Raw genomic sequence first — 23,218 nt, forward strand, 5'->3', positions numbered from 1 at the left:
CAATGGCAAACAACATGCTAAATCGCTACCTTTTTGCAGATCTATCAGTGCGTGGCGAGCTGGTACAACTGGATGAAACCTACCAGCAAATGATCACCGGTAAGGACTACCCTGCACCAGTACAGCGCCTAATCGGTGAATTGGCAGTTGCCACCTCATTGCTAACGGCCACTCTGAAATTCGAAGGTTCTATCACGCTTCAACTACAAGGCGATGGTCCTGTATCTTTGGTTGTCATCAACGGCAATAACGAGCATAAAATTCGTGGTGTTGCGCGTTGGGAAGGCAATATCGAGTCAGATGCAACTGTACATGACATGATGGGTAAAGGTCACCTAGTGATTACCATCGAGCCTAAACAAGGAGAACGCTATCAAGGTGTTGTTGGCCTTGAAGGCGATACTCTTGCACAGATTATCGAAAGTTACTTTGAACGTTCTGAGCAGCTAAAAACCCGACTTTGGATTCGTACTGGCGAATACGAAGGTCAACCTCATGCTGCGGGTATGTTGTTGCAAGTTGTTCCAGACGGCACAGGTACGCCGGAAGACTTTGAACATTTAGAGCAATTAACTAACACCATCAAAAACGATGAATTGTTCTCTTTAGAGGCAAACGAAGTTCTTTACCGCCTCTACAATCAAGAAAAAGTACAGCTATTTGAAGATAAACCCGTGACGTTCCACTGTGGTTGTTCACGTGAACGCAGTGCTGCCGCCATCATCACCATTGACCGCTCTGAAATCGAATCGATTTTAGCTGAAGAAGGTCAAGTTGCTCTACACTGTGATTACTGTGGTACAAGTTATGCTTTTGATGCAAAAGAAGTTACTGAACTTTTTCTGCAAGCAAGCCAACAACAAGGTAACAATCTGCATTAATTTGCGTTACCTAGCAAGCACATCTTAACAACGAAAAAAGTCGGTTAAATACCGACTTTTTTTGTGATCGATGTGCAATAAACAGCATAAAATTCCAAATCAAAATTCCTACTTAATTTTTACAGATTATTAATAACTTAGGTCTGGTGCAATCCTTTACATACAGGATAGAATGGGTTCCCTTTAAGCTAGATGGGCTTCGCGGACAAATTGGGGCTTGCTCAAATTTTGAACATACTCCATGTTTTACTTTCCACCCGTTGCTAGCATGTATATAAACAACAACTATTAATGAATAAAAAAACCCTACAAAATCCTAAAAAGGAGCACCTATGACCATTATGGAACATACAAAGGCTGCAAGCTTAGATCTGACCCAATATGGCATTACCGGTGTAACAGAAGTGTTACGAAATCCGAGTTACCAAGTACTGTTCGACGAAGAAACCCGACCGGACCTTGAAGGTTACGAAAAAGGTATTGTCACAGAATTAGGGGCCGTTGCGGTAGATACAGGGATCTTCACTGGTCGCTCACCGAAAGACAAGTTCATAGTAGAAGACGAAACTACACGTGATACATTGTGGTGGACATCAGCTCAGGCGAAAAATGATAACAAGCCTATTTCACAAGCCGTTTGGAATGACTTGAAAAAGTTGGTTGCTAAACAACTCTCAAGCAAACGCTTGTTTGTGGTTGATGGCTACTGTGGTGCGAACGCTGATACACGTCTTTGTGTTCGCTTCATCACAGAAGTTGCTTGGCAAGCGCACTTCGTTAAGAACATGTTCATTCGTCCAACTGATAGTGAGCTAGTTAACTTCGAACCAGACTTTGTGGTCATGAATGGTGCTAAATGCACGAATGATAAATGGCAAGAACAAGGCCTCAATTCAGAGAACTTCACCGTATTCAACCTTTCCGAAAAAATGCAATTGATCGGCGGTACCTGGTACGGCGGCGAAATGAAGAAAGGTATGTTCGCTATGATGAACTACTTCCTGCCATTAAAAGGAATTGCTTCAATGCACTGTTCAGCCAATATGGGTAAAGCAGGCGATGTAGCAGTATTCTTTGGCTTGTCAGGAACAGGGAAAACGACATTATCGACCGATCCTAAACGTGCTCTCATCGGTGATGATGAACACGGTTGGGATGATGATGGCGTATTTAACTTTGAAGGCGGCTGCTACGCAAAAACCATCAAGTTATCAAAAGAAGCTGAACCCGATATCTATAATGCTATTCGTCGCGATGCGCTGCTAGAAAACGTAACAGTACGCAATGACGGTTCTGTTGATTTTGATGATGGTTCTAAGACAGAAAATACTCGTGTTTCTTACCCTATCTACCATATCGATAACATTGTTAAGCCGATATCTAAGGGGGGTCATGCAACAAAAGTGATCTTCTTGTCAGCCGATGCCTTTGGCGTGCTGCCACCCGTCTCAAAATTGACGCCTGAACAAACTAAATACCACTTCCTCTCTGGTTTTACTGCAAAATTAGCAGGGACTGAACGTGGTATTACCGAGCCAACACCAACCTTCTCCGCCTGTTTTGGTGCAGCATTCTTAACGCTTCATCCAACGCAATACGCAGAGGTGTTAGTGAAACGAATGGAAGCCGCTGGAGCACAAGCTTACTTGGTCAACACCGGCTGGAATGGTTCAGGTAAACGCATTTCGATTAAAGACACCCGTGCCATTATCGATGCGATTTTGGATGGTTCTATTGAAGACGCAGAAACTCAACAAATTCCAATTTTTAATTTGGAAGTGCCTAAAGCTCTGCACGATGTGAATCCTGACATCCTCGACCCTCGTGAGACTTATGTCGATCCTCTACAATGGGAAAGCAAAGCTCTCGACTTAGCAGAACGTTTTATCAATAACTTTGATAAATACACTGACAACCAAGAAGGTAAATCTCTGGTTGCTGCCGGACCTCAATTGGATTAAAAAGTGTCTCTAAATAAAAGCCCCGATATTCGGGGCTTTTTTCATCCATTTTAGTTGAACAAAATACCAATTTGCTCCACTCTGTTATCTCATTTCTTTAGGGCATTAATTGGATCATGAGAAAGCTGTTTTTTGTCTTTTTTTCATTTTTAATCATACTGTTGGCTTCGTTCGCCATTTTGTTTGGTTTAATGAATACGCCATTCGCTACTCCTGTAGCAAGTTGGTTACTGTCTCAATGGTCCACGAACAAAATCGAATTTAACCATGTCGAATATGATTTCCCGTATCACATAAAGCTACAACAACCTAAGTGGCAATCTAACAGTGATACTTTTGCATTTCATCAAGTCGATATTTGGTTAAATAGCGAAATCTACCAAAACGGCCAATGGCTGATTGATAGTATATTATTTGATGGTGGTGAAATTAACCAACTGCCAGCACTTGAAAAGTTCGCGTCAAATGTAAAGCTCCATCAACTAGCGTTACACAACATCACGATTAATCAGGATGAACACCACATCACTGGTTTAAGCCTACAAATAAAGAATCCGAGTTGGCGCCAAGTTGGACAACAACTTCCTTATGGAGAAATTCAATTCGCGGCAAAGAGTTGGCAATGGCAGGGGGAAAAGGCAACCAATCTTCTCATTGATGCCAATTATCAGCCTCAAGATTCGACTATTTATGGTATGACCTTTCACTGGCGGGATGGGCAAATATCCGGACAAGCAGAGCAATACGCACAAGGTTGGTCGTTAGTAAATGTCACCGTAAACCACCTAACTTTACCTAAGGGCCTCACTCAGCAACTCGATTATAAATGGCACTCTTTGCCCTTCGTCATTAATCACATTAACAGTTTAGACTTACTCAACTGTAATATTGCTTGGCAGGACCTTGAGCTTACCAATGCGGATTTATCTCTGGAAGATACCAATTTGGATGGTCTAGTCCCATCCCAAGGTTCGCTATCTCTGCATGCCGACACAGCAAATTGGCAAGGATTAAAGTGGGTTGATCCTAATATCACCCTAGCCTTTTCAAACCATAGCCTTATCATTCAGGATTTCACGTCAGGCTTCTTACAAGGCAACATTCAGTTAGCCGGCCAATGGTCTCCAGAGGGTGTTCATTTAACATCGTTAACAGCACAGGGACTCAAATGGTTTGGCGAAAACATCAGCGACCTGCAACAGATGCCATCCTTACCTAAATGGGAAAACCTTCAGATTGATTCTTTGTCCCTCGATAACATTCAGTTGATTCAAACTGCGCAGAAACCTTTCTGGCAACTTTCTGGCTTGAATATAGAGGGGGAAAGTACACAGCTATTAAAATCTGGACAATTAGGCCTCTGGAATGGATCTCTGAGGCTCTCAGCTAACAGCGCGAGCCTAGGTAGAACTATCACCAGTCAAAGCTTAATAGAGATGCACAGTGATGCTGGAATATGGCAATTAAGTCGCGCCTTTTTACCTTTCAAACAAGGCTATCTTGATGCCACAGCAAAATGGGACTTTGGGCAAAACAGTGGACCTTGGCAGTTCAAAGCTCATGGAGATGGCGTCCCCATTGAATTGCTCAATCAGTACCTCACACTACCTCTTCATGTTAGTGCTCTAGCAGAAGTGGACACCGACTTGTCAGGCCTTGGCAGCGATCCCCTTGTGATTATGCACACCCTAACTGGCAAGGCTTCCGTTAGCATGCGTCAGGGAATTGCAACACTGCAATACGATAACACAACGGTTGTTCAACCCTTTGAGTTGGATGGCGCTCAACTATTAGCAGACCGCGGGCGCTTAACCATCCCCAAAGTCAATCTTATTGGCGCAGGTTTACAGGCGTCTCTTTCGGGTGAGCTTGACTTAGTCGACCTAGAAAATGGCCAGCTCTTACTAAAAACTCAGCAAGACTGTAAAAAAGTGGACTTTGACTTATTACGAAATAAAACTCTAGTTACAGAGTGTTCCATCTCAAAATAAAAAGATGCCTCTCTTAATGAGGCATCTTTTCTAAAGTCTCTTTGTAATCAGGTATAAGCATGTAGGTTCCAATAAACTCAACCGCATCCTCGCCATTACTCGATATGGTAACTTTCACCACGATACGAGCACGACGTCCAGAGGCTAATCTATCTAAATCACCACTGATGCTATCCATCGATGTTGACGCAATGGGATTGGAAAATATAGGTTTACGATAGCGAATATGGCTATCGACCAATACAATATCCCCTTCTAATCCACGTTCGCGCATGAGTAACCATGCCATTCCCCAGCCGGTCAACGTTGCCATGGTAAATACCGAACCAGCAAACATGGTATTGTGTGGATTCAAATTGGGGTTAAGTGGAGCACTACATTGAAAATGATACCCCGTATACTCAAGGATTTTAATTCCCATCTTTTCACTGATGGGGATATTTTCTTCCCAACGCTGTTGTAACTCAGAGCACCACTCCGGCTTGCGCAGAACATTTGCCATTGCGTCCAAAGGTTTAACCATTTGCAAATGTCGGACTGGGCCACGCTCATCCGTTAATTCACCACGACGCTCAAAACCATTATGTTCATAAAAGTTAATCGCATCCTCACGAGCATTACACACCAAGCGTTTTGCACCCTCTTGGCGAGCGAGAGATTCTAAAGCCACCAGCAACAATGAGCCCATGCCTTTTCCTCTACGGTTGGCTTTCACAGCCATATAGCGCAGTTGCCCTTCACAATCCGGTGTAATGTACAAACGACCTATTGCTATGGGACGCCCTCGCCCATCAACAATCATACGATGATGGCTCATAGAGTCATACTCGTCTTTTTCTGAACCGAGCGGCATACGCCAAGGCTCACGCAACATTTGCCAACGAAAGTAGAAATACTTGCTTAACTGATTTTCATTAATAGGGGTAATGAGTTTAAACATAGCGCTCTCGATTCACTGTCCTTTGCACAAATTCCTTGTCGGCTTGCTCCAATCACACCTGCAGCCAAAACGTCACTGGACCATCATTGATAAGGGATACTTTCATATCCGCAGCAAATTGGCCACGTTGAGTAGGTAATACCTCTTCACACACATCACCAAAATAGTCGTACAAACGGCGGGCATCATCAGGATGAGCACCGCGTGAAAATCCAGCTCTCGTGCCTTTCTTTGTATCAGCCGGAAGCGTAAATTGCGAAACTACCAATATACTGCCACTTACGTCTTTAACGCTCAGGTTCATCTTTCCCTGTTCGTCTTCAAACACTCGATAAGTGGTAACACGCTCCATCAGACGCTTTGCTTTCGCTTCATCGTCCTCTTTTTCAACTCCAAGTAAGACCAAAAGGCCCTTTTCAATAGCACCGACGATATTTCCGTCAACACGAACTGAAGCTTCACTTACTCGTTGAATCAATGCTATCACTTACTTTTCCTTTTATTGCGATTTCTGTCGTCAAGTCCTCATTAACCACCACACTTTCTTTCCAAGACTCTTTTTCACCCAGAGAGGCAGTGATCTCGGCACCAATCAACACAATTAGCCAACATAGATAAACCCATACAAACAGAATAGGGATTGCAGCCAACGCACCATAAATCAATTGATAAGAAGGAAACTGGGTAATATAGACAGCAAAGCCTTTCTTGCTTAATTCGAACAAGACTGCTGCTGAAATAGCCCCCGCTATAGCATGATGAAACCTGACTTTCTTATTAGGGACAAGCAGATACAGTACCATGAAAGCCAAGAAAGAGAGAATAATGGGAAGCCAACGCAGAAAAAAGTCAAACGCTCCCGTTAACGTCTCATTTTCGATAATTTTTAACGACATAACATAAGAACTGAGCGCAATACTTGCCCCAATTAATATTGGTCCTAAGGTCAAAAACATCCAATACATAGAAAAAGAGAAGACCATGCGTCTTTTATTTCTTACTCGCCATATGTAATTTAAGTTTTTATCCACATTCGAGATCAACATGATAGCAGCAACGAATAAGAACAAACTTCCGACAATCGTCATTTTACCGGTATTACTTATGAACTGCTTCAAAGCTCCACTTACGGCATCGCCAGCCGCAGGGACGAAATGGGTAATAACAAAGTCCTGAATAACCTCTCCCACGTTCGAAAATACGGTAAATGAGGACAGAATAGAGAGCAAAACAGTTAACATTGGCACAATAGAAATAAGAGTAATGTAGGCCAAATAGCCCGCACTTACGTTAATACGGTCGTGCCCCATACGAGCCATGAGGTAGCGCAAGTAACGTAGTGAATCTGTCAATAAAGGATGAGAGGTGTTCAACATATCGAATCATATTTGCTAGCTTTTCTATGCAGTTCATTCTAATCGAATATGCTAAATAATGCAGAGTCTTAGCCGCCCTAATGCTATTCCCCTACCAATTATTAAAAAAAAAGCCCCCGCATATACGGAGGCTTTTCGACAACAATAAAAATTATTTACCGCTGCGGTATGCGCGTTTACGATCGTTCTCTGTTAAGTGACGTTTACGTAGACGGATGCTTTCAGGTGTTACTTCTACCAATTCGTCATCATCGATGAACTCAAGAGCTTGCTCTAGAGTGAATTTGATTGCAGGAGTAAGAACCTGGGCTTCATCAGTACCAGATGCACGAACGTTCGTGAGCTGTTTGCCTTTCAGACAGTTAACAGTTAGGTCGTTCGAACGGCTGTGAATACCTACTAGCTGACCTTCATACACTTCATCACCGTGTTCAGTGAACAGACGACCACGGTCTTGAAGGTTGAACAGAGCGTAAGTTAGGGCTTTACCTGTTGCGTTAGAGATCAACACACCATTTTGACGCTGACCGATGTTACCGCCTTTGTGAGGGCCGTAGTGGTCAAATGTATGGTATAGAAGACCAGAACCAGAGGTTAGCGTCATGAACTCAGTTTGGAAACCGATCAAACCACGAGAAGGCATTACGAAGTCTAGACGAACACGACCTTTACCATCTGGAGACATGTCTTTCAGTTCACCTTTACGTAAACCGATGCTTTCCATGATGCCGCCTTGGTTTTCTTCAAGAACGTCGATAGTTACCGTTTCAAACGGTTCCATTAGTTGGCCATCAACGGTTTTCAGAATAACTTCAGGACGAGATACTGCTAGCTCAAAACCTTCACGACGCATGTTTTCGATCAAGATAGATAGGTGAAGTTCACCACGACCAGAAACGCGGAAACGGTCTGGATCGTCAGTTTGCTCAACACGCAGCGCTACGTTGTGTACCAACTCTTTCTCTAAACGCTCAAGGATATTACGTGACGTTACAAATTTACCTTCTTTACCCGCAAACGGAGAAGTATTTACTTGGAACGTCATTGTTACTGTTGGCTCATCAACAGATAATGCCGGTAATGCTTCAACATTATTCACATCACAGATAGTGTCAGAGATTTTAAGCTCTCCAAGACCAGTGATTGCAACGATGTCACCAGCTGTTGCTAGTTCATCTTCGAAACGTTGAAGACCTAGGTAACCAAGAACAGTACCTACCTTACCGTTACGTTTTTTACCGTCGGCAGAGATAACTGTTACTTGTTGGTTAGGACGTACTGTACCGCGAGTTACACGACCAACACCGATAACACCAACGTATGAGCTGTAGTCTAGCTGAGAGATTTGCATCTGTAGGCCGCCATCTGGGTCTACGTTTGGAGCAGATACTACGTCAACGATGGTTTGGAACAATGGTTCCATGTTTTCGCCAGTTTCACCTTCTTCAATGCTTGCCCAACCATTTAGAGCTGATGCATAAACAACTTTAAAATCTAGCTGTTCATCAGTTGCACCTAGGTTGTCAAATAGGTCGAACACTTGGTCCATAACCCAGTCAGGGCGAGCGCCTGGACGGTCGATTTTGTTGATAACTACGATTGGTTTCAAACCGTGTGCGAACGCTTTTTGCGTTACGAAACGAGTTTGTGGCATTGGCCCATCAACCGCATCAACAATAAGTAGAACTGAATCTACCATAGACATAATGCGTTCTACTTCGCCACCGAAGTCTGCGTGTCCAGGGGTGTCAACGATATTGATACGATAGTCGTTCCAATTAATCGCTGTGTTTTTAGCGAGAATAGTAATGCCACGCTCTTTTTCGATGTCATTCGAGTCCATGACACGCTCTTCAACTTCACCGCGAGACTCTAATGTGCCTGACTGTTGTAGTAGCTTGTCAACAAGGGTGGTTTTACCGTGGTCAACGTGGGCGATGATCGCGATGTTTCTTAGTTTTTCAATTTGTGGAGTAGCCATGGATTTTGCTTCACTTAATTACACAAATGACCCTATGCGACGGAATGTAGCAATCGAGGTCAGAGCTTGGTTAAAAAAACGGCCATAATGTACCAGATTTTAGCGAAAAACCTAGGAATATGTGATCTAATACGACCATTTTTCTCTTTTCAGCCTCTATTTTCCTCTTCTTCAAATTGATTTAAAACAAAAACCTTATCGTACGTAAAAATTCTCGATTGACAGCAAACGAAGAAATAGGCTGAATATTAGTCTAGTTGGTTAAAATTGGTGCACACAACCCCACCAATGCACCAATTTAGTGCATCACATGATCATTTTAGTGCAAACCTTAGCACCAAAACGAAACATTTGTGAGGTAATGTATTGAAATATAAGGACTTAATTTTCTGGCACGAATCTCGCTATCATTAAAGCAACATCGATTATGAAATGGGTACAGCACTTCTCTCATGCTGCTTTCATATAGATTCGTGCCCCAATCGCTATTTTAACACTGGAGGTTATCCAAGATGTCAGTAGAAAATGTTCTATCGCTGATCCAAGAAAACGAAGTAAAGTTTGTTGACTTACGTTTCACCGATACAAAAGGTAAAGAGCAACACGTATCAATCCCAGCTCACCAAGTCGACGCAGACTTCTTCGAAGAAGGTAAAATGTTCGATGGTTCTTCTGTTGCTGGCTGGAAAGGTATTAACGAATCAGACATGGTGATGATGCCAGACGCAGCATCTGCTGTACTTGACCCATTCACTGAAGATTCAACTCTAAACATTCGTTGTGACATTCTAGAACCTGCAACTATGCAAGGTTATGACCGCGACCCTCGCTCAATCGCTAAGCGTGCTGAAGAGTACATGCGTTCAACTGGTATCGCTGATACTGTTCTGGTTGGTCCAGAACCTGAATTCTTCCTTTTCGATGACGTTCGCTTCTCCTCTGACATGTCAGGCTCATTCTACAAAATCGACGATGTAGAGGCTGCATGGAACACAGGTACTAAATACGAAGATGGCAACAAAGGCCACCGTCCAGGTGTTAAAGGCGGTTACTTCCCAGTAGCTCCTGTAGATTCATCACAAGATATCCGTTCTGCTATGTGCCTAATCATGGAAGAAATGGGTCTGGTTGTTGAAGCTCACCACCATGAAGTGGCAACTGCAGGTCAAAACGAAATCGCAACTCGTTTCAACACTATGACTGCCAAAGCTGACGAAATCCAAATCTACAAATACGTTGTTCACAACGTTGCGCACGCATTTGGTAAAACAGCGACATTTATGCCTAAACCACTAGTTGGTGACAACGGTTCTGGTATGCACGTTCACCAATCTTTGGCAAAAGACGGTGTGAACCTATTTGCTGGTGACAAATACGGCGGTCTTTCTGAAACAGCACTTTACTACATTGGTGGTGTTATCAAACACGCACGTGCAATCAACGCATTTGCTAACGCATCAACTAACTCATACAAACGTCTTGTTCCTGGCTTCGAAGCACCAGTTATGCTTGCTTACTCAGCACGTAACCGTTCTGCTTCTATCCGTATCCCTGTGGTACCAAGCCCTAAAGCACGTCGTATCGAAGTTCGTTTCCCAGATCCAACAGCTAACCCATACCTAGCATTCTCTGCATTGCTAATGGCTGGTCTTGATGGCATCAAGAACAAGATCCACCCTGGTGATGCAATGGATAAAGACTTGTACGACCTACCTGCAGAAGAAGCAGCAGAAATTCCACAAGTTGCAGAAAGCTTTGAAATCGCACTTAAAGCTCTTGATGCAGACCGTGAATTCTTAACGGCTGGCGGTGTATTCTCTGACGACTTCATCGATTCATACATCAGTTTGAAATCTGAAGACGTAACTAAAGTACGTATGACTACTTCACCTGTAGAATTCGAACTATACTACTCTGTATAATTTGAAGGTTATCTACTCAAGGGGGTCTGCACAAGCAGGCCCTTTTTTATTGCGGCGAGAGCCCCTCTTATCCCAAGCACCAAAAGTGATCAAATCTAATTATCAAAGACTCATATCGCCTTGCACATAAAAACGCCATTTACTAATAAACGGCAAGGTTATTGCATCGTTACTTATCGTTGTGGTGCATATGTTCATTATGCAGATAGAAAAAGCCCATTTAGTGCGCAACGACTTGCTAACTCAAGCAATAATGCGATTCACTAGACACTTTTCAGAGCCACGACAGATGCTACAATGCACAATATTAGTGCATTGCATCATTTGGGAACATTGGTAAAGGAAAACACCGTGGACGCTGAACTAAGTCAAACCATTATAAATAATATTGTGACAGCCACTTTGATGCTCGACGAGTCTCTATGTGTTCGTTATGCCAACCCTTCTGCTGAACAGCTTTTTTCACAGAGTGCAAAACGCATTATCAACCAACCCATTTCTAAACTCATTCAACACGCCTCAATGGACCTAGCACTGCTGTCTCAACCATTGCAAAGTGGCCAGAGCATCACCGACAGTGATGTCACATTTGTAGTCGACGGTAAACCATTGATGCTAGAGGTAACAGTTAGCCCCCTTTCTTGGAAAAAGGAGCTAATGTTATTAGTAGAAATGAGAAAAATAGGTCAGCAAAGACGTCTAACACAAGAGCTCAATCAACACGCTCAGCAACAAGCTGCCAAATTGCTAGTGCGCGGTTTGGCTCATGAAATAAAGAACCCCCTAGGAGGGCTGAGAGGAGCTGCTCAGTTACTCGAGAGAATGCTTCCCGACCAAAGCCTTACCGAGTATACCCAAATCATCATTGAGCAAGCAGATAGGCTTAGAGCGCTCGTAGACCGCCTATTGGGTCCGCAGAAACCAGGTAAGAAGAAATGCGGTAACTTGCATCAAATATTAGAAAAAGTACGCCAGCTTGTTGAGTTAGAAGCTAACGCCGATCTCATGATCGAACGAGATTACGATCCAAGCTTGCCAGATATACTGATGGACACAGATCAAATTGAACAAGCTCTTTTGAATATCGTCAGTAATGCAGCACAAATCTTAGCCCATCAATCACATGGGATTATCACGCTACGCACCAGAACAGTGCATCAAGCCAATATTCACGGCCAACGACATAAACTCGTCGCCAGAATAGAAATCACAGACAATGGACCAGGGATTCCAACAGAGCTACAAGACACGCTGTTTTATCCGATGGTAAGCGGACGAGATGGCGGTTCTGGTTTGGGGCTATCAATATCGCAAAACTTAATCGATCAACATAATGGAAAAATTGATGTTGAAAGTTGGCCTGGAAGAACAACATTTACGATTTATCTTCCCATCCAGTGAACGCTCGATGAACAAATTGATATTAAGGATTAAATTATGAGTAAAGGATACGTATGGGTTGTTGATGACGATAGCTCAATTCGTTGGGTTATGGAAAAAACCCTCTCTTCTGCGAATATCAAATGTGAAACGTTCTCTGATGCTGAAAGTGTACTAATGGCCTTAGAACGAGAATCCCCTGATGTACTAGTATCAGATATCCGCATGCCTGGTATAGATGGTTTAGAATTACTAAATCAAGTGCACTCTCGCTCACCAGAGCTACCCATCATCATTATGACTGCACACTCAGATCTCGATGCGGCAGTTAACGCTTATCAGCAAGGTGCATTCGAGTATCTGCCAAAACCTTTCGATGTTGATGAAACGCTAACATTAGTAGAGCGTGCTATCTCCCATGGACAGGAACAGAAAAAAGAACATTCACATCAATTAGCCCATACTGATGATACACCTGAAATCATTGGCGAAGCACCTTCTATGCAAGAAGTATTTCGTGCAATAGGCCGCTTATCTCGCTCTTCAATCTCGGTATTAATAAACGGGGAGTCAGGCACTGGTAAAGAGCTAGTTGCTCATGCTTTACACCGTCATAGTCCTCGAGCACAGAAACCATTCATTGCTCTCAATATGGCCGCTATTCCGAAAGACTTAATTGAATCGGAGTTGTTTGGCCACGAAAAAGGAGCGTTTACTGGCGCAAGTACTGTTAGACAAGGGCGCTTTGAACAAGCGAATGGAGGGACGTTATTTTTAGACGAAATAGGCGATATGCCATTAGATATCCAAACACGATTATTGCGTGTACTAGCTGATGGGCAGTTTTACCGAGTTGGTGGTCATTCCGCAATCAAGGTTGATGTTCGTATCGTCGCAGCAACACACCAAAATCTTGAGAAACTCGTACATCAAGGTAAGTTTCGTGAAGACTTGTTCCACCGCTTAAATGTTATTCGCATTCAGATTCCAGCATTGCGAGAACGCCGTCAAGATATTGAAAAGTTGACCACCCACTTCTTAGCCATGGCTGCCGAAGAACTTGGTGTAGAGATGAAAACGCTACATCAAAAAACGTTAGAGATCCTAACCCGATTAGATTGGCCAGGCAATGTACGCCAATTAGAAAACATGTGTAGATGGCTTACGGTGATGGCGACAGGTTCTGAAGTATTGCCGAACGATCTTCCCTCTGAACTGCTTGCAGAGAAAAAAAATGTCGATCTTGACGGAGATAATACTTGGCAGAAACAGCTTGAAGCATGGGCAAAGACAGCTCTAGCATCAGGCGAAACAGATATCTTATCTTATGCCTTACCTGAATTTGAACGTATTCTGTTAGAAGCAGCTTTAACCCATACAAATGGCCACAAACAAGATGCCGCAAAAGTGTTGGGATGGGGCCGAAATACGTTAACGAGAAAGTTAAAAGAACTGTATTAATTTTCTAATGATTCATAGAAAAGGATATTCTATGAATCACAGCCTTAACCTCTTTGATTAGAACGATATCAAAAACCATCTATCCCCGAAATCGCAAGACAAATTTAGGTCATTAGAAAGCAAAAAACCCAGCCGAAGCTGGGTTTCTTTAAATTAAAGCCTGGCGATGTCCTACTCTCACATGGGGAAGCCCCACACTACCATCGGCGCTAATTCGTTTCACTTCTGAGTTCGGCATGGAATCAGGTGGGTCCAAATCGCTATGGTCGCCAAGCAAAATTTTGTCTGGAACAAAATTTAACGCACTTTAGTGCGGCCCGAAGGGTCAACTACAAGGATGTAGTTGATAAATTCTATTCCTAAATCTGGAAAACTGATTTTATAAAGTTCAAACACAATCAAATGTCTTAATCGAGTCCGTCAAAACCCTTTTGGTGTTGTATGGTTAAGTCTCACGGGCAATTAGTACAGGTTAGCTCAACGCCTCACAACGCTTACACACCCTGCCTATCAACGTTCTAGTCTCGAACAACCCTTTAGGACGCTTATAGCGCCAGGGAGAACTCATCTCAAGGCTCGCTTCCCGCTTAGATGCTTTCAGCGGTTATCGATTCCGAACTTAGCTACCGGGCAATGCGTCTGGCGACACAACCCGAACACCAGAGGTTCGTCCACTCCGGTCCTCTCGTACTAGGAGCAGCCCCTTTCAATTCTCCAACGCCCACGGCAGATAGGGACCGAACTGTCTCACGACGTTCTAAACCCAGCTCGCGTACCACTTTAAATGGCGAACAGCCATACCCTTGGGACCGACTTCAGCCCCAGGATGTGATGAGCCGACATCGAGGTGCCAAACACCGCCGTCGATATGAACTCTTGGGCGGTATCAGCCTGTTATCCCCGGAGTACCTTTTATCCGTTGAGCGATGGCCCTTCCATTCAGAACCACCGGATCACTATGACCTGCTTTCGCACCTGCTCGAACCGTCATTCTCGCAGTTAAGCGGGCTTATGCCATTGCACTAACCTCACGATGTCCAACCGTGATTAGCCCACCTTCGTGCTCCTCCGTTACTCTTTGGGAGGAGACCGCCCCAGTCAAACTACCCACCAGGCACTGTCCTTATCCCGGATAACGGGACCAAGTTAGAACATCAAACATACAAGGGTGGTATTTCAAGGATGGCTCCACAAATACTGGCGTACTTGCTTCATAGCCTCCCACCTATCCTACACATGTAGGCTCAATGTTCAGTGCCAAGCTGTAGTAAAGGTTCACGGGGTCTTTCCGTCTAGCCGCGGGTACACTGCATCTTCACAGCGATTTCAATTTCACTGAGTCTCGGGTGGAGACAGCGTGGCCATCATTACGCCATTCGTGCAGGTCGGAACTTACCCGACAAGGAATTTCGCTACCTTAGGACCGTTATAGTTACGGCCGCCGTTTACCGGGGCTTCGATCAAGAGCTTCGACCTAAGTCTAACCCCATCAATTAACCTTCCGGCACCGGGCAGGCGTCACACCGTATACGTCATCTTACGATTTTGCACAGTGCTGTGTTTTTAATAAACAGTTGCAGCCACCTGGTATCTGCGACTCTCAATAGCTCCATCCGCGAGGGACTTCACCGTCGAGAGCGTACCTTCTCCCGAAGTTACGGTACCATTTTGCCTAGTTCCTTCACCCGAGTTCTCTCAAGCGCCTTGGTATTCTCTACCCGACCACCTGTGTCGGTTTGGGGTACGATTCCTTACAATCTGAAGCTTAGAGGCTTTTCCTGGAAGCATGGCATCAATGACTTCACATCCTTAGATGCTCGACATCGTGTCTCGGCCTTGAGAGTATCCGGATTTGCCTAAATACTCAGCCTACGCACTTGAACCTGGACGACCGTCGCCAGGCCCACCTAGCCTTCTCCGTCCCCCCATCGCAATTGTAAGAAGTACGGGAATATTAACCCGTTTCCCATCGACTACGCTTTTCAGCCTCGCCTTAGGGGTCGACTTACCCTGCCCCGATTAACGTTGGACAGGAACCCTTGGTCTTCCGGCGTGGAGGTTTTTCACCCCCATTATCGTTACTCATGTCAGCATTCGCACTTCTGATACCTCCAGCATGCTTTACAACACACCTTCAACGGCTTACAGAACGCTCCCCTACCCAATACAATAAATTGCATTGCCGCAGCTTCGGTTTATAGCTTAGCCCCGTTACATCTTCCGCGCAGGCCGACTCGACTAGTGAGCTATTACGCTTTCTTTAAATGATGGCTGCTTCTAAGCCAACATCCTAGCTGTCTAAGCCTTCCCACATCGTTTCCCACTTAGCTATAATTTGGGACCTTAGCTGGCGGTCTGGGTTGTTTCCCTCTCCACGACGGACGTTAGCACCCGCCGTGTGTCTCCCGGATAGTACTTACTGGTATTCGGAGTTTGCAAAGGGTTGGTAAGTCGGGATGACCCCCTAGCCTTAACAGTGCTCTACCCCCAGTAGTATTCGTCCGAGGCGCTACCTAAATAGCTTTCGGGGAGAACCAGCTATCTCCGAGTTTGATTGGCCTTTCACCCCTAGCCACAAGTCATCCGCTAATTTTTCAACATTAGTCGGTTCGGTCCTCCAGTTGATGTTACTCAACCTTCAACCTGCCCATGGCTAGATCACTCGGTTTCGGGTCTATATCCAGAGACTGAACGCCCAGTTAAGACTCGGTTTCCCTACGGCTCCCCTAATTGGTTAACCTTGCCACTGAATATAAGTCGCTGACCCATTATACAAAAGGTACGCAGTCACCCCACAAAGGAGGCTCCTACTGCTTGTACGTACACGGTTTCAGGTTCTATTTCACTCCCCTCACAGGGGTTCTTTTCGCCTTTCCCTCACGGTACTGGTTCACTATCGGTCAGTCAGGAGTATTTAGCCTTGGAGGATGGTCCCCCCATGTTCAGACAGGATATCACGTGTCCCGCCTTACTCGATTTCACTGAATATACGCTAACGGCTACGGGGCTATCACCCTGTATCGCGGTCCTTTCCAGAACCTTCGCCTGACGCATATAAAGCTTAAGGGCTAATCCAATTTCGCTCGCCGCTACTTTCGGAATCTCGGTTGATTTCTTTTCCTCGGGGTACTTAGATGTTTCAGTTCTCCCGGTTCGCTTCATTAACCTATGTATTCAGTTAATGATAACTGCTTATGCAGTTGGGTTTCCCCATTCGGAAATCGTAGACTCAAGTGGCTCTTACTGCCTCATCTACGCTTATCGCAAGTTAGTACGTCCTTCATCGCCTCTGACTGCCAAGGCATCCACCGTGTACGCTTAATCACTTAACCATACAACCCAAAAGAGTCTTATGCTTGGTCTTTTGCTCCCAAGACTGTGTTGCTGTTCGTTTTTGCTTGGTCATGTAGCGAGCTACACTCCCTGCGACAAAAACTCTCAGCGCCTTGTCTGAAACCAAAATCCACAGCGCATAACCATCAGGTTGTAACCGTAATTAAGGTTTTGTCTGCATAACTCTTTGCTTTCACTTTGAAAAGTGGAGACAAAAAGGACATGTTGCAGACTCGATATTGCCGGACTCAATTTTGAATATTTACTTAAAAAGTAAATCCAAGAACACTTGAATGTGTTTTTGTTTGTCTTCTTAAAGAAGACAATTGAGAACTTTACAAACAATCTTCTATTTCATTGAAATAAAACATTGTTTTGTCAGCTTTCCAAATTGTTAAAGAGCAGAGATTTCTTTCGAAACCATTTTTAAGAACACTTACGCAAATGCGCTTAAAGATGGTGGAGCTATGCGGGATCGAACCGCAGACCTCCTGCGTGCAAGGCAGGCGCTCTCCCAGCTGAGCTATAACCCCATCGTTGTTTTCCTTACGGAAATGTTGGTGGGTCTGAGTGGACTCGAACCACCGACCTCTCGCTTATCAGGCGAACGCTCTAACCACCTGAGCTACAGACCCACTAGGTGCTCTATTAAACCGTATCAATCTGTGTGAACACTCATCGCAATAATCTTCGTATTAAGGAGGTGATCCAGCGCCAGGTTCCCCTAGCGCTACCTTGTTACGACTTCACCCCAGTCATGAACCACAAAGTGGCAAGCGTCCTCCCGAAGGTTAAACTACCTGCTTCTTTTGCAGCCCACTCCCATGGTGTGACGGGCGGTGTGTACAAGGCCCGGGAACGTATTCACCGTGGCATTCTGATCCACGATTACTAGCGATTCCGACTTCATGGAGTCGAGTTGCAGACTCCAATCCGGACTACGACGCACTTTTTGGGATTCGCTCACTTTTGCAAGTTGGCCGCCCTCTGTATGCGCCATTGTAGCACGTGTGTAGCCCTACTCGTAAGGGCCATGATGACTTGACGTCGTCCCCACCTTCCTCCGGTTTATCACCGGCAGTCTCCCTGGAGTTCCCGACATTACTCGCTGGCAAACAAGGATAAGGGTTGCGCTCGTTGCGGGACTTAACCCAACATTTCACAACACGAGCTGACGACAGCCATGCAGCACCTGTCTCAGAGTTCCCGAAGGCACCAAAGCATCTCTGCTAAGTTCTCTGGATGTCAAGAGTAGGTAAGGTTCTTCGCGTTGCATCGAATTAAACCACATGCTCCACCGCTTGTGCGGGCCCCCGTCAATTCATTTGAGTTTTAATCTTGCGACCGTACTCCCCAGGCGGTCTACTTAACGCGTTAGCTCCGAAAGCCACGGCTCAAGGCCACAACCTCCAAGTAGACATCGTTTACGGCGTGGACTACCAGGGTATCTAATCCTGTTTGCTCCCCACGCTTTCGCATCTGAGTGTCAGTATCTGTCCAGGGGGCCGCCTTCGCCACCGGTATTCCTTCAGATCTCTACGCATTTCACCGCTACACCTGAAATTCTACCCCCCTCTACAGTACTCTAGCCTGCCAGTTTCAAATGCTATTCCGAGGTTAAGCCCCGGGCTTTCACATCTGACTTAACAGACCACCTGCATGCGCTTTACGCCCAGTAATTCCGATTAACGCTCGCACCCTCCGTATTACCGCGGCTGCTGGCACGGAGTTAGCCGGTGCTTCTTCTGCAGCTAACGTCAAACGAATGCGCTATTAACACATCCGCCTTCCTCACTGCTGAAAGTACTTTACAACCCGAAGGCCTTCTTCATACACGCGGCATGGCTGCATCAGGCTTGCGCCCATTGTGCAATATTCCCCACTGCTGCCTCCCGTAGGAGTCTGGACCGTGTCTCAGTTCCAGTGTGGCTGATCATCCTCTCAGACCAGCTAGGGATCGTCGCCTTGGTGAGCCCTTACCTCACCAACTAGCTAATCCCACCTGGGCATATCCTGACGCGAGAGGCCCGAAGGTCCCCCTCTTTAAGCCGTAGCTATTATGCGGTATTAGCCATCGTTTCCAATGGTTATCCCCCACATCAGGGCAATTCCCCAGGCATTACTCACCCGTCCGCCGCTCGCCGCCCATAACCGCCCCCGAAGGTTTGTTTATGTCGCTGCCGCTCGACTTGCATGTGTTAGGCCTGCCGCCAGCGTTCAATCTGAGCCATGATCAAACTCTTCAATTAAAAGTTTTTTCGGCTCAATGAATACTGAATACATTACTAAGTAATGTTGAATTGACTGTGCCGATAATAAATTATCGATTGGTCACTCAGTTCATTGAAACCATTTTGCTTCCTAAGAAGCTATGATTATCATCAACGAGTGCCCACACAGATTGATAGGTTTAAATTGTTAAAGAGCTTTGCTTTCAGTGTCTTAGCACTTAGGCAGGACGCGTATGTTACGCTACCCACTTTGAAAGTCAACATAAAATTCTAATCAACTTAAAACTTTATGGTGACTTGCTTGATATTTCATCAAGCAAGCGAGATTAAAGCCTGGCGATGTCCTACTCTCACATGGGGAAGCCCCACACTACCATCGGCGCTAATTCGTTTCACTTCTGAGTTCGGCATGGAATCAGGTGGGTCCAAATCGCTATGGTCGCCAAGCAAAATTTTGTCTGGAACAAAATTTAACGCACTTTAGTGCGGCCCGAAGGGTCAACTACAAGGATGTAGTTGATAAATTCTATTCCTAAATCTGGAAAACTGATTTTATAAAGTTCAAACACAATCAAATGTCTTAATCGAGTCCGTCAAAACCCTTTTGGTGTTGTATGGTTAAGTCTCACGGGCAATTAGTACAGGTTAGCTCAACGCCTCACAACGCTTACACACCCTGCCTATCAACGTTCTAGTCTCGAACAACCCTTTAGGACGCTTATAGCGCCAGGGAGAACTCATCTCAAGGCTCGCTTCCCGCTTAGATGCTTTCAGCGGTTATCGATTCCGAACTTAGCTACCGGGCAATGCGTCTGGCGACACAACCCGAACACCAGAGGTTCGTCCACTCCGGTCCTCTCGTACTAGGAGCAGCCCCTTTCAATTCTCCAACGCCCACGGCAGATAGGGACCGAACTGTCTCACGACGTTCTAAACCCAGCTCGCGTACCACTTTAAATGGCGAACAGCCATACCCTTGGGACCGACTTCAGCCCCAGGATGTGATGAGCCGACATCGAGGTGCCAAACACCGCCGTCGATATGAACTCTTGGGCGGTATCAGCCTGTTATCCCCGGAGTACCTTTTATCCGTTGAGCGATGGCCCTTCCATTCAGAACCACCGGATCACTATGACCTGCTTTCGCACCTGCTCGAACCGTCATTCTCGCAGTTAAGCGGGCTTATGCCATTGCACTAACCTCACGATGTCCAACCGTGATTAGCCCACCTTCGTGCTCCTCCGTTACTCTTTGGGAGGAGACCGCCCCAGTCAAACTACCCACCAGGCACTGTCCTTATCCCGGATAACGGGACCAAGTTAGAACATCAAACATACAAGGGTGGTATTTCAAGGATGGCTCCACAAATACTGGCGTACTTGCTTCATAGCCTCCCACCTATCCTACACATGTAGGCTCAATGTTCAGTGCCAAGCTGTAGTAAAGGTTCACGGGGTCTTTCCGTCTAGCCGCGGGTACACTGCATCTTCACAGCGATTTCAATTTCACTGAGTCTCGGGTGGAGACAGCGTGGCCATCATTACGCCATTCGTGCAGGTCGGAACTTACCCGACAAGGAATTTCGCTACCTTAGGACCGTTATAGTTACGGCCGCCGTTTACCGGGGCTTCGATCAAGAGCTTCGACCTAAGTCTAACCCCATCAATTAACCTTCCGGCACCGGGCAGGCGTCACACCGTATACGTCATCTTACGATTTTGCACAGTGCTGTGTTTTTAATAAACAGTTGCAGCCACCTGGTATCTGCGACTCTCAATAGCTCCATCCGCGAGGGACTTCACCGTCGAGAGCGTACCTTCTCCCGAAGTTACGGTACCATTTTGCCTAGTTCCTTCACCCGAGTTCTCTCAAGCGCCTTGGTATTCTCTACCCGACCACCTGTGTCGGTTTGGGGTACGATTCCTTACAATCTGAAGCTTAGAGGCTTTTCCTGGAAGCATGGCATCAATGACTTCACATCCTTAGATGCTCGACATCGTGTCTCGGCCTTAAGAGTATCCGGATTTGCCTAAATACTCAGCCTACGCACTTGAACCTGGACGACCGTCGCCAGGCCCACCTAGCCTTCTCCGTCCCCCCATCGCAATTGTAAGAAGTACGGGAATATTAACCCGTTTCCCATCGACTACGCTTTTCAGCCTCGCCTTAGGGGTCGACTTACCCTGCCCCGATTAACGTTGGACAGGAACCCTTGGTCTTCCGGCGTGGAGGTTTTTCACCCCCATTATCGTTACTCATGTCAGCATTCGCACTTCTGATACCTCCAGCATGCTTTACAACACACCTTCAACGGCTTACAGAACGCTCCCCTACCCAATACGATAAATCGCATTGCCGCAGCTTCGGTTTATAGCTTAGCCCCGTTACATCTTCCGCGCAGGCCGACTCGACTAGTGAGCTATTACGCTTTCTTTAAATGATGGCTGCTTCTAAGCCAACATCCTAGCTGTCTAAGCCTTCCCACATCGTTTCCCACTTAGCTATAATTTGGGACCTTAGCTGGCGGTCTGGGTTGTTTCCCTCTCCACGACGGACGTTAGCACCCGCCGTGTGTCTCCCGGATAGTACTTACTGGTATTCGGAGTTTGCAAAGGGTTGGTAAGTCGGGATGACCCCCTAGCCTTAACAGTGCTCTACCCCCAGTAGTATTCGTCCGAGGCGCTACCTAAATAGCTTTCGGGGAGAACCAGCTATCTCCGAGTTTGATTGGCCTTTCACCCCTAGCCACAAGTCATCCGCTAATTTTTCAACATTAGTCGGTTCGGTCCTCCAGTTGATGTTACTCAACCTTCAACCTGCCCATGGCTAGATCACTCGGTTTCGGGTCTATATCCAGAGACTGAACGCCCAGTTAAGACTCGGTTTCCCTACGGCTCCCCTAATTGGTTAACCTTGCCACTGAATATAAGTCGCTGACCCATTATACAAAAGGTACGCAGTCACCCCACAAAGGAGGCTCCTACTGCTTGTACGTACACGGTTTCAGGTTCTATTTCACTCCCCTCACAGGGGTTCTTTTCGCCTTTCCCTCACGGTACTGGTTCACTATCGGTCAGTCAGGAGTATTTAGCCTTGGAGGATGGTCCCCCCATGTTCAGACAGGATATCACGTGTCCCGCCTTACTCGATTTCACTGAATATACGCTAACGGCTACGGGGCTATCACCCTGTATCGCGGTCCTTTCCAGAACCTTCGCCTGACGCATATAAAGCTTAAGGGCTAATCCAATTTCGCTCGCCGCTACTTTCGGAATCTCGGTTGATTTCTTTTCCTCGGGGTACTTAGATGTTTCAGTTCTCCCGGTTCGCTTCATTAACCTATGTATTCAGTTAATGATAACTGCTTATGCAGTTGGGTTTCCCCATTCGGAAATCGTAGACTCAAGTGGCTCTTACTGCCTCATCTACGCTTATCGCAAGTTAGTACGTCCTTCATCGCCTCTGACTGCCAAGGCATCCACCGTGTACGCTTAGTCACTTAACCATACAACCCAAAAAAGTTTCGAGTTGATGAATCAAATCACCAAGGTTTGTCTGCATAACTCTTTGCTTTCACTTTGAAAAGTGAAGACAAAAAGGACATGTTGCAGACTCGATATTGCCGGACTCAATTTTGAACATTTACTTAAAAAGTAAATCCAAGAACACTTGAATGTGTTTTTGTTTGTCTTCTTAAAGAAGACAATTGAGAACTTTACAAACAATCTTCTATTTCATTGAAATAAAACATTGTTTTGTCA

The 23,218-nt window shown here is 45.6% G+C and carries 10 protein-coding genes, 2 tRNA genes and 5 rRNA genes; 6 read left to right on the plus strand and 11 right to left on the minus strand.

Annotated features, from left to right (window positions below; all coding sequences use genetic code 11):
* The first annotated feature begins 2 nt into the window (after nucleotides 1-2).
* The 3 genes from hslO to JCM16456_RS14550 all read left to right on the plus strand — a co-directional run bounded on the left by hslO (nucleotide 3) and on the right by JCM16456_RS14550 (nucleotide 4,833).
* Nucleotides 3-881, plus strand: coding sequence for an Hsp33 family molecular chaperone HslO (hslO, locus tag JCM16456_RS14540; RefSeq protein ID WP_068715573.1), 879 nt, complete (start codon nucleotides 3-5; stop codon nucleotides 879-881).
* A gap of 332 nt (nucleotides 882-1,213) precedes the next feature.
* Nucleotides 1,214-2,842, plus strand: coding sequence for a phosphoenolpyruvate carboxykinase (ATP) (gene pckA / locus JCM16456_RS14545; protein WP_068715575.1), 1,629 nt, complete (start codon nucleotides 1,214-1,216; stop codon nucleotides 2,840-2,842).
* Nucleotides 2,843-2,958: 116 nt separating this feature from the next.
* Nucleotides 2,959-4,833, plus strand: a complete 1,875-nt coding sequence (locus JCM16456_RS14550) for an AsmA family protein (protein WP_068715577.1) — start codon at nucleotides 2,959-2,961, stop codon at nucleotides 4,831-4,833.
* 13 nt (nucleotides 4,834-4,846) lie between these two features.
* On the opposite strand, the gene JCM16456_RS14555 is transcribed toward JCM16456_RS14550, so the two are convergent.
* The 4 genes from JCM16456_RS14555 to typA all read right to left on the minus strand — a co-directional run bounded on the left by JCM16456_RS14555 (nucleotide 4,847) and on the right by typA (nucleotide 9,130).
* Nucleotides 4,847-5,773 carry a bifunctional GNAT family N-acetyltransferase/hotdog fold thioesterase gene (locus JCM16456_RS14555; protein ID WP_068715579.1) on the minus strand — a complete coding sequence of 309 codons (927 nt, stop codon included), beginning with the start codon at nucleotides 5,771-5,773 and terminating at the stop codon, nucleotides 4,847-4,849.
* Between the two features lie 52 nt (nucleotides 5,774-5,825).
* Entirely contained in the window at nucleotides 5,826-6,260 is a 435-nt protein-coding gene (gene dtd, locus JCM16456_RS14560) for a D-aminoacyl-tRNA deacylase (RefSeq protein ID WP_068715581.1), read from the minus strand.
* Nucleotides 6,232-7,149, minus strand: a complete 918-nt coding sequence (locus tag JCM16456_RS14565; protein WP_068715583.1) for a virulence factor BrkB family protein — start codon at nucleotides 7,147-7,149, stop codon at nucleotides 6,232-6,234. Before JCM16456_RS14565 ends, dtd begins: the two co-directional genes overlap by 29 nt.
* A gap of 151 nt (nucleotides 7,150-7,300) precedes the next feature.
* Entirely contained in the window at nucleotides 7,301-9,130 is a 1,830-nt protein-coding gene (gene typA / locus JCM16456_RS14570) for a translational GTPase TypA (protein ID WP_068715584.1), read from the minus strand.
* 512 nt (nucleotides 9,131-9,642) lie between these two features.
* Here typA and glnA point away from each other — a divergent pair.
* From glnA to glnG, 3 genes are all read left to right on the plus strand, one after another.
* Entirely contained in the window at nucleotides 9,643-11,052 is a 1,410-nt protein-coding gene (gene glnA, locus JCM16456_RS14575) for a glutamate--ammonia ligase (protein ID WP_068715587.1), read from the plus strand.
* A gap of 351 nt (nucleotides 11,053-11,403) precedes the next feature.
* A complete protein-coding gene (gene glnL, locus JCM16456_RS14580) occupies nucleotides 11,404-12,453 on the plus strand; it encodes a nitrogen regulation protein NR(II) (RefSeq protein WP_068715589.1) in 1,050 nt (349 codons plus the stop codon).
* Nucleotides 12,454-12,489: 36 nt separating this feature from the next.
* Nucleotides 12,490-13,893, plus strand: a complete 1,404-nt coding sequence (gene glnG, locus JCM16456_RS14585) for a nitrogen regulation protein NR(I) (RefSeq protein ID WP_068715591.1) — start codon at nucleotides 12,490-12,492, stop codon at nucleotides 13,891-13,893.
* Between the two features lie 158 nt (nucleotides 13,894-14,051).
* Here glnG and rrf (JCM16456_RS14590) read toward each other — a convergent pair.
* The 7 genes from rrf (JCM16456_RS14590) to JCM16456_RS14620 all read right to left on the minus strand — a co-directional run bounded on the left by rrf (JCM16456_RS14590) (nucleotide 14,052) and on the right by JCM16456_RS14620 (nucleotide 22,962).
* Nucleotides 14,052-14,167 (minus strand): 5S ribosomal RNA (rrf, locus tag JCM16456_RS14590).
* Between the two features lie 167 nt (nucleotides 14,168-14,334).
* Nucleotides 14,335-17,225 (minus strand): 23S ribosomal RNA (locus JCM16456_RS14595).
* A 458-nt stretch (nucleotides 17,226-17,683) separates the two neighbouring features.
* Nucleotides 17,684-17,759: transfer RNA gene (locus tag JCM16456_RS14600), tRNA-Ala, on the minus strand.
* Between the two features lie 25 nt (nucleotides 17,760-17,784).
* Nucleotides 17,785-17,861, minus strand: a tRNA-Ile gene (locus JCM16456_RS14605).
* Between the two features lie 61 nt (nucleotides 17,862-17,922).
* Nucleotides 17,923-19,475, minus strand: a 16S ribosomal RNA gene (locus tag JCM16456_RS14610).
* A gap of 313 nt (nucleotides 19,476-19,788) precedes the next feature.
* Nucleotides 19,789-19,904 (minus strand): 5S ribosomal RNA (gene rrf / locus JCM16456_RS14615).
* Nucleotides 19,905-20,071: 167 nt separating this feature from the next.
* A 23S ribosomal RNA gene (locus JCM16456_RS14620) occupies nucleotides 20,072-22,962 on the minus strand.
* Together the 16S, 23S and 5S rRNA genes with 2 tRNA genes alongside form the textbook arrangement of a ribosomal RNA operon.
* Between the last annotated feature and the right edge of the window lie 256 nt (nucleotides 22,963-23,218).

Source organism: Vibrio tritonius, from assembly GCF_001547935.1.
GTDB lineage: Bacteria > Pseudomonadota > Gammaproteobacteria > Enterobacterales > Vibrionaceae > Vibrio > Vibrio tritonius.

Excerpts from the sequence above, each read along its gene's own strand:
- JCM16456_RS14550 (WP_068715577.1), top strand. The coding sequence starts at position 2,959 with ATGAGAAAGCTGTTTTTTGTCTTTTTTTCATTTTTAATCATACTGTTG.
- JCM16456_RS14565 (WP_068715583.1), bottom strand. The coding sequence starts at position 7,149 with ATGTTGAACACCTCTCATCCTTTATTGACAGATTCACTACGTTACTTG.
- JCM16456_RS14555 (WP_068715579.1), bottom strand. The coding sequence starts at position 5,773 with ATGTTTAAACTCATTACCCCTATTAATGAAAATCAGTTAAGCAAGTAT.
- hslO (WP_068715573.1), top strand. The coding sequence starts at position 3 with ATGGCAAACAACATGCTAAATCGCTACCTTTTTGCAGATCTATCAGTG.
- glnG (WP_068715591.1), top strand. The coding sequence starts at position 12,490 with ATGAGTAAAGGATACGTATGGGTTGTTGATGACGATAGCTCAATTCGT.
- pckA (WP_068715575.1), top strand. The coding sequence starts at position 1,214 with ATGACCATTATGGAACATACAAAGGCTGCAAGCTTAGATCTGACCCAA.
- typA (WP_068715584.1), bottom strand. The coding sequence starts at position 9,130 with ATGGCTACTCCACAAATTGAAAAACTAAGAAACATCGCGATCATCGCC.
- glnA (WP_068715587.1), top strand. The coding sequence starts at position 9,643 with ATGTCAGTAGAAAATGTTCTATCGCTGATCCAAGAAAACGAAGTAAAG.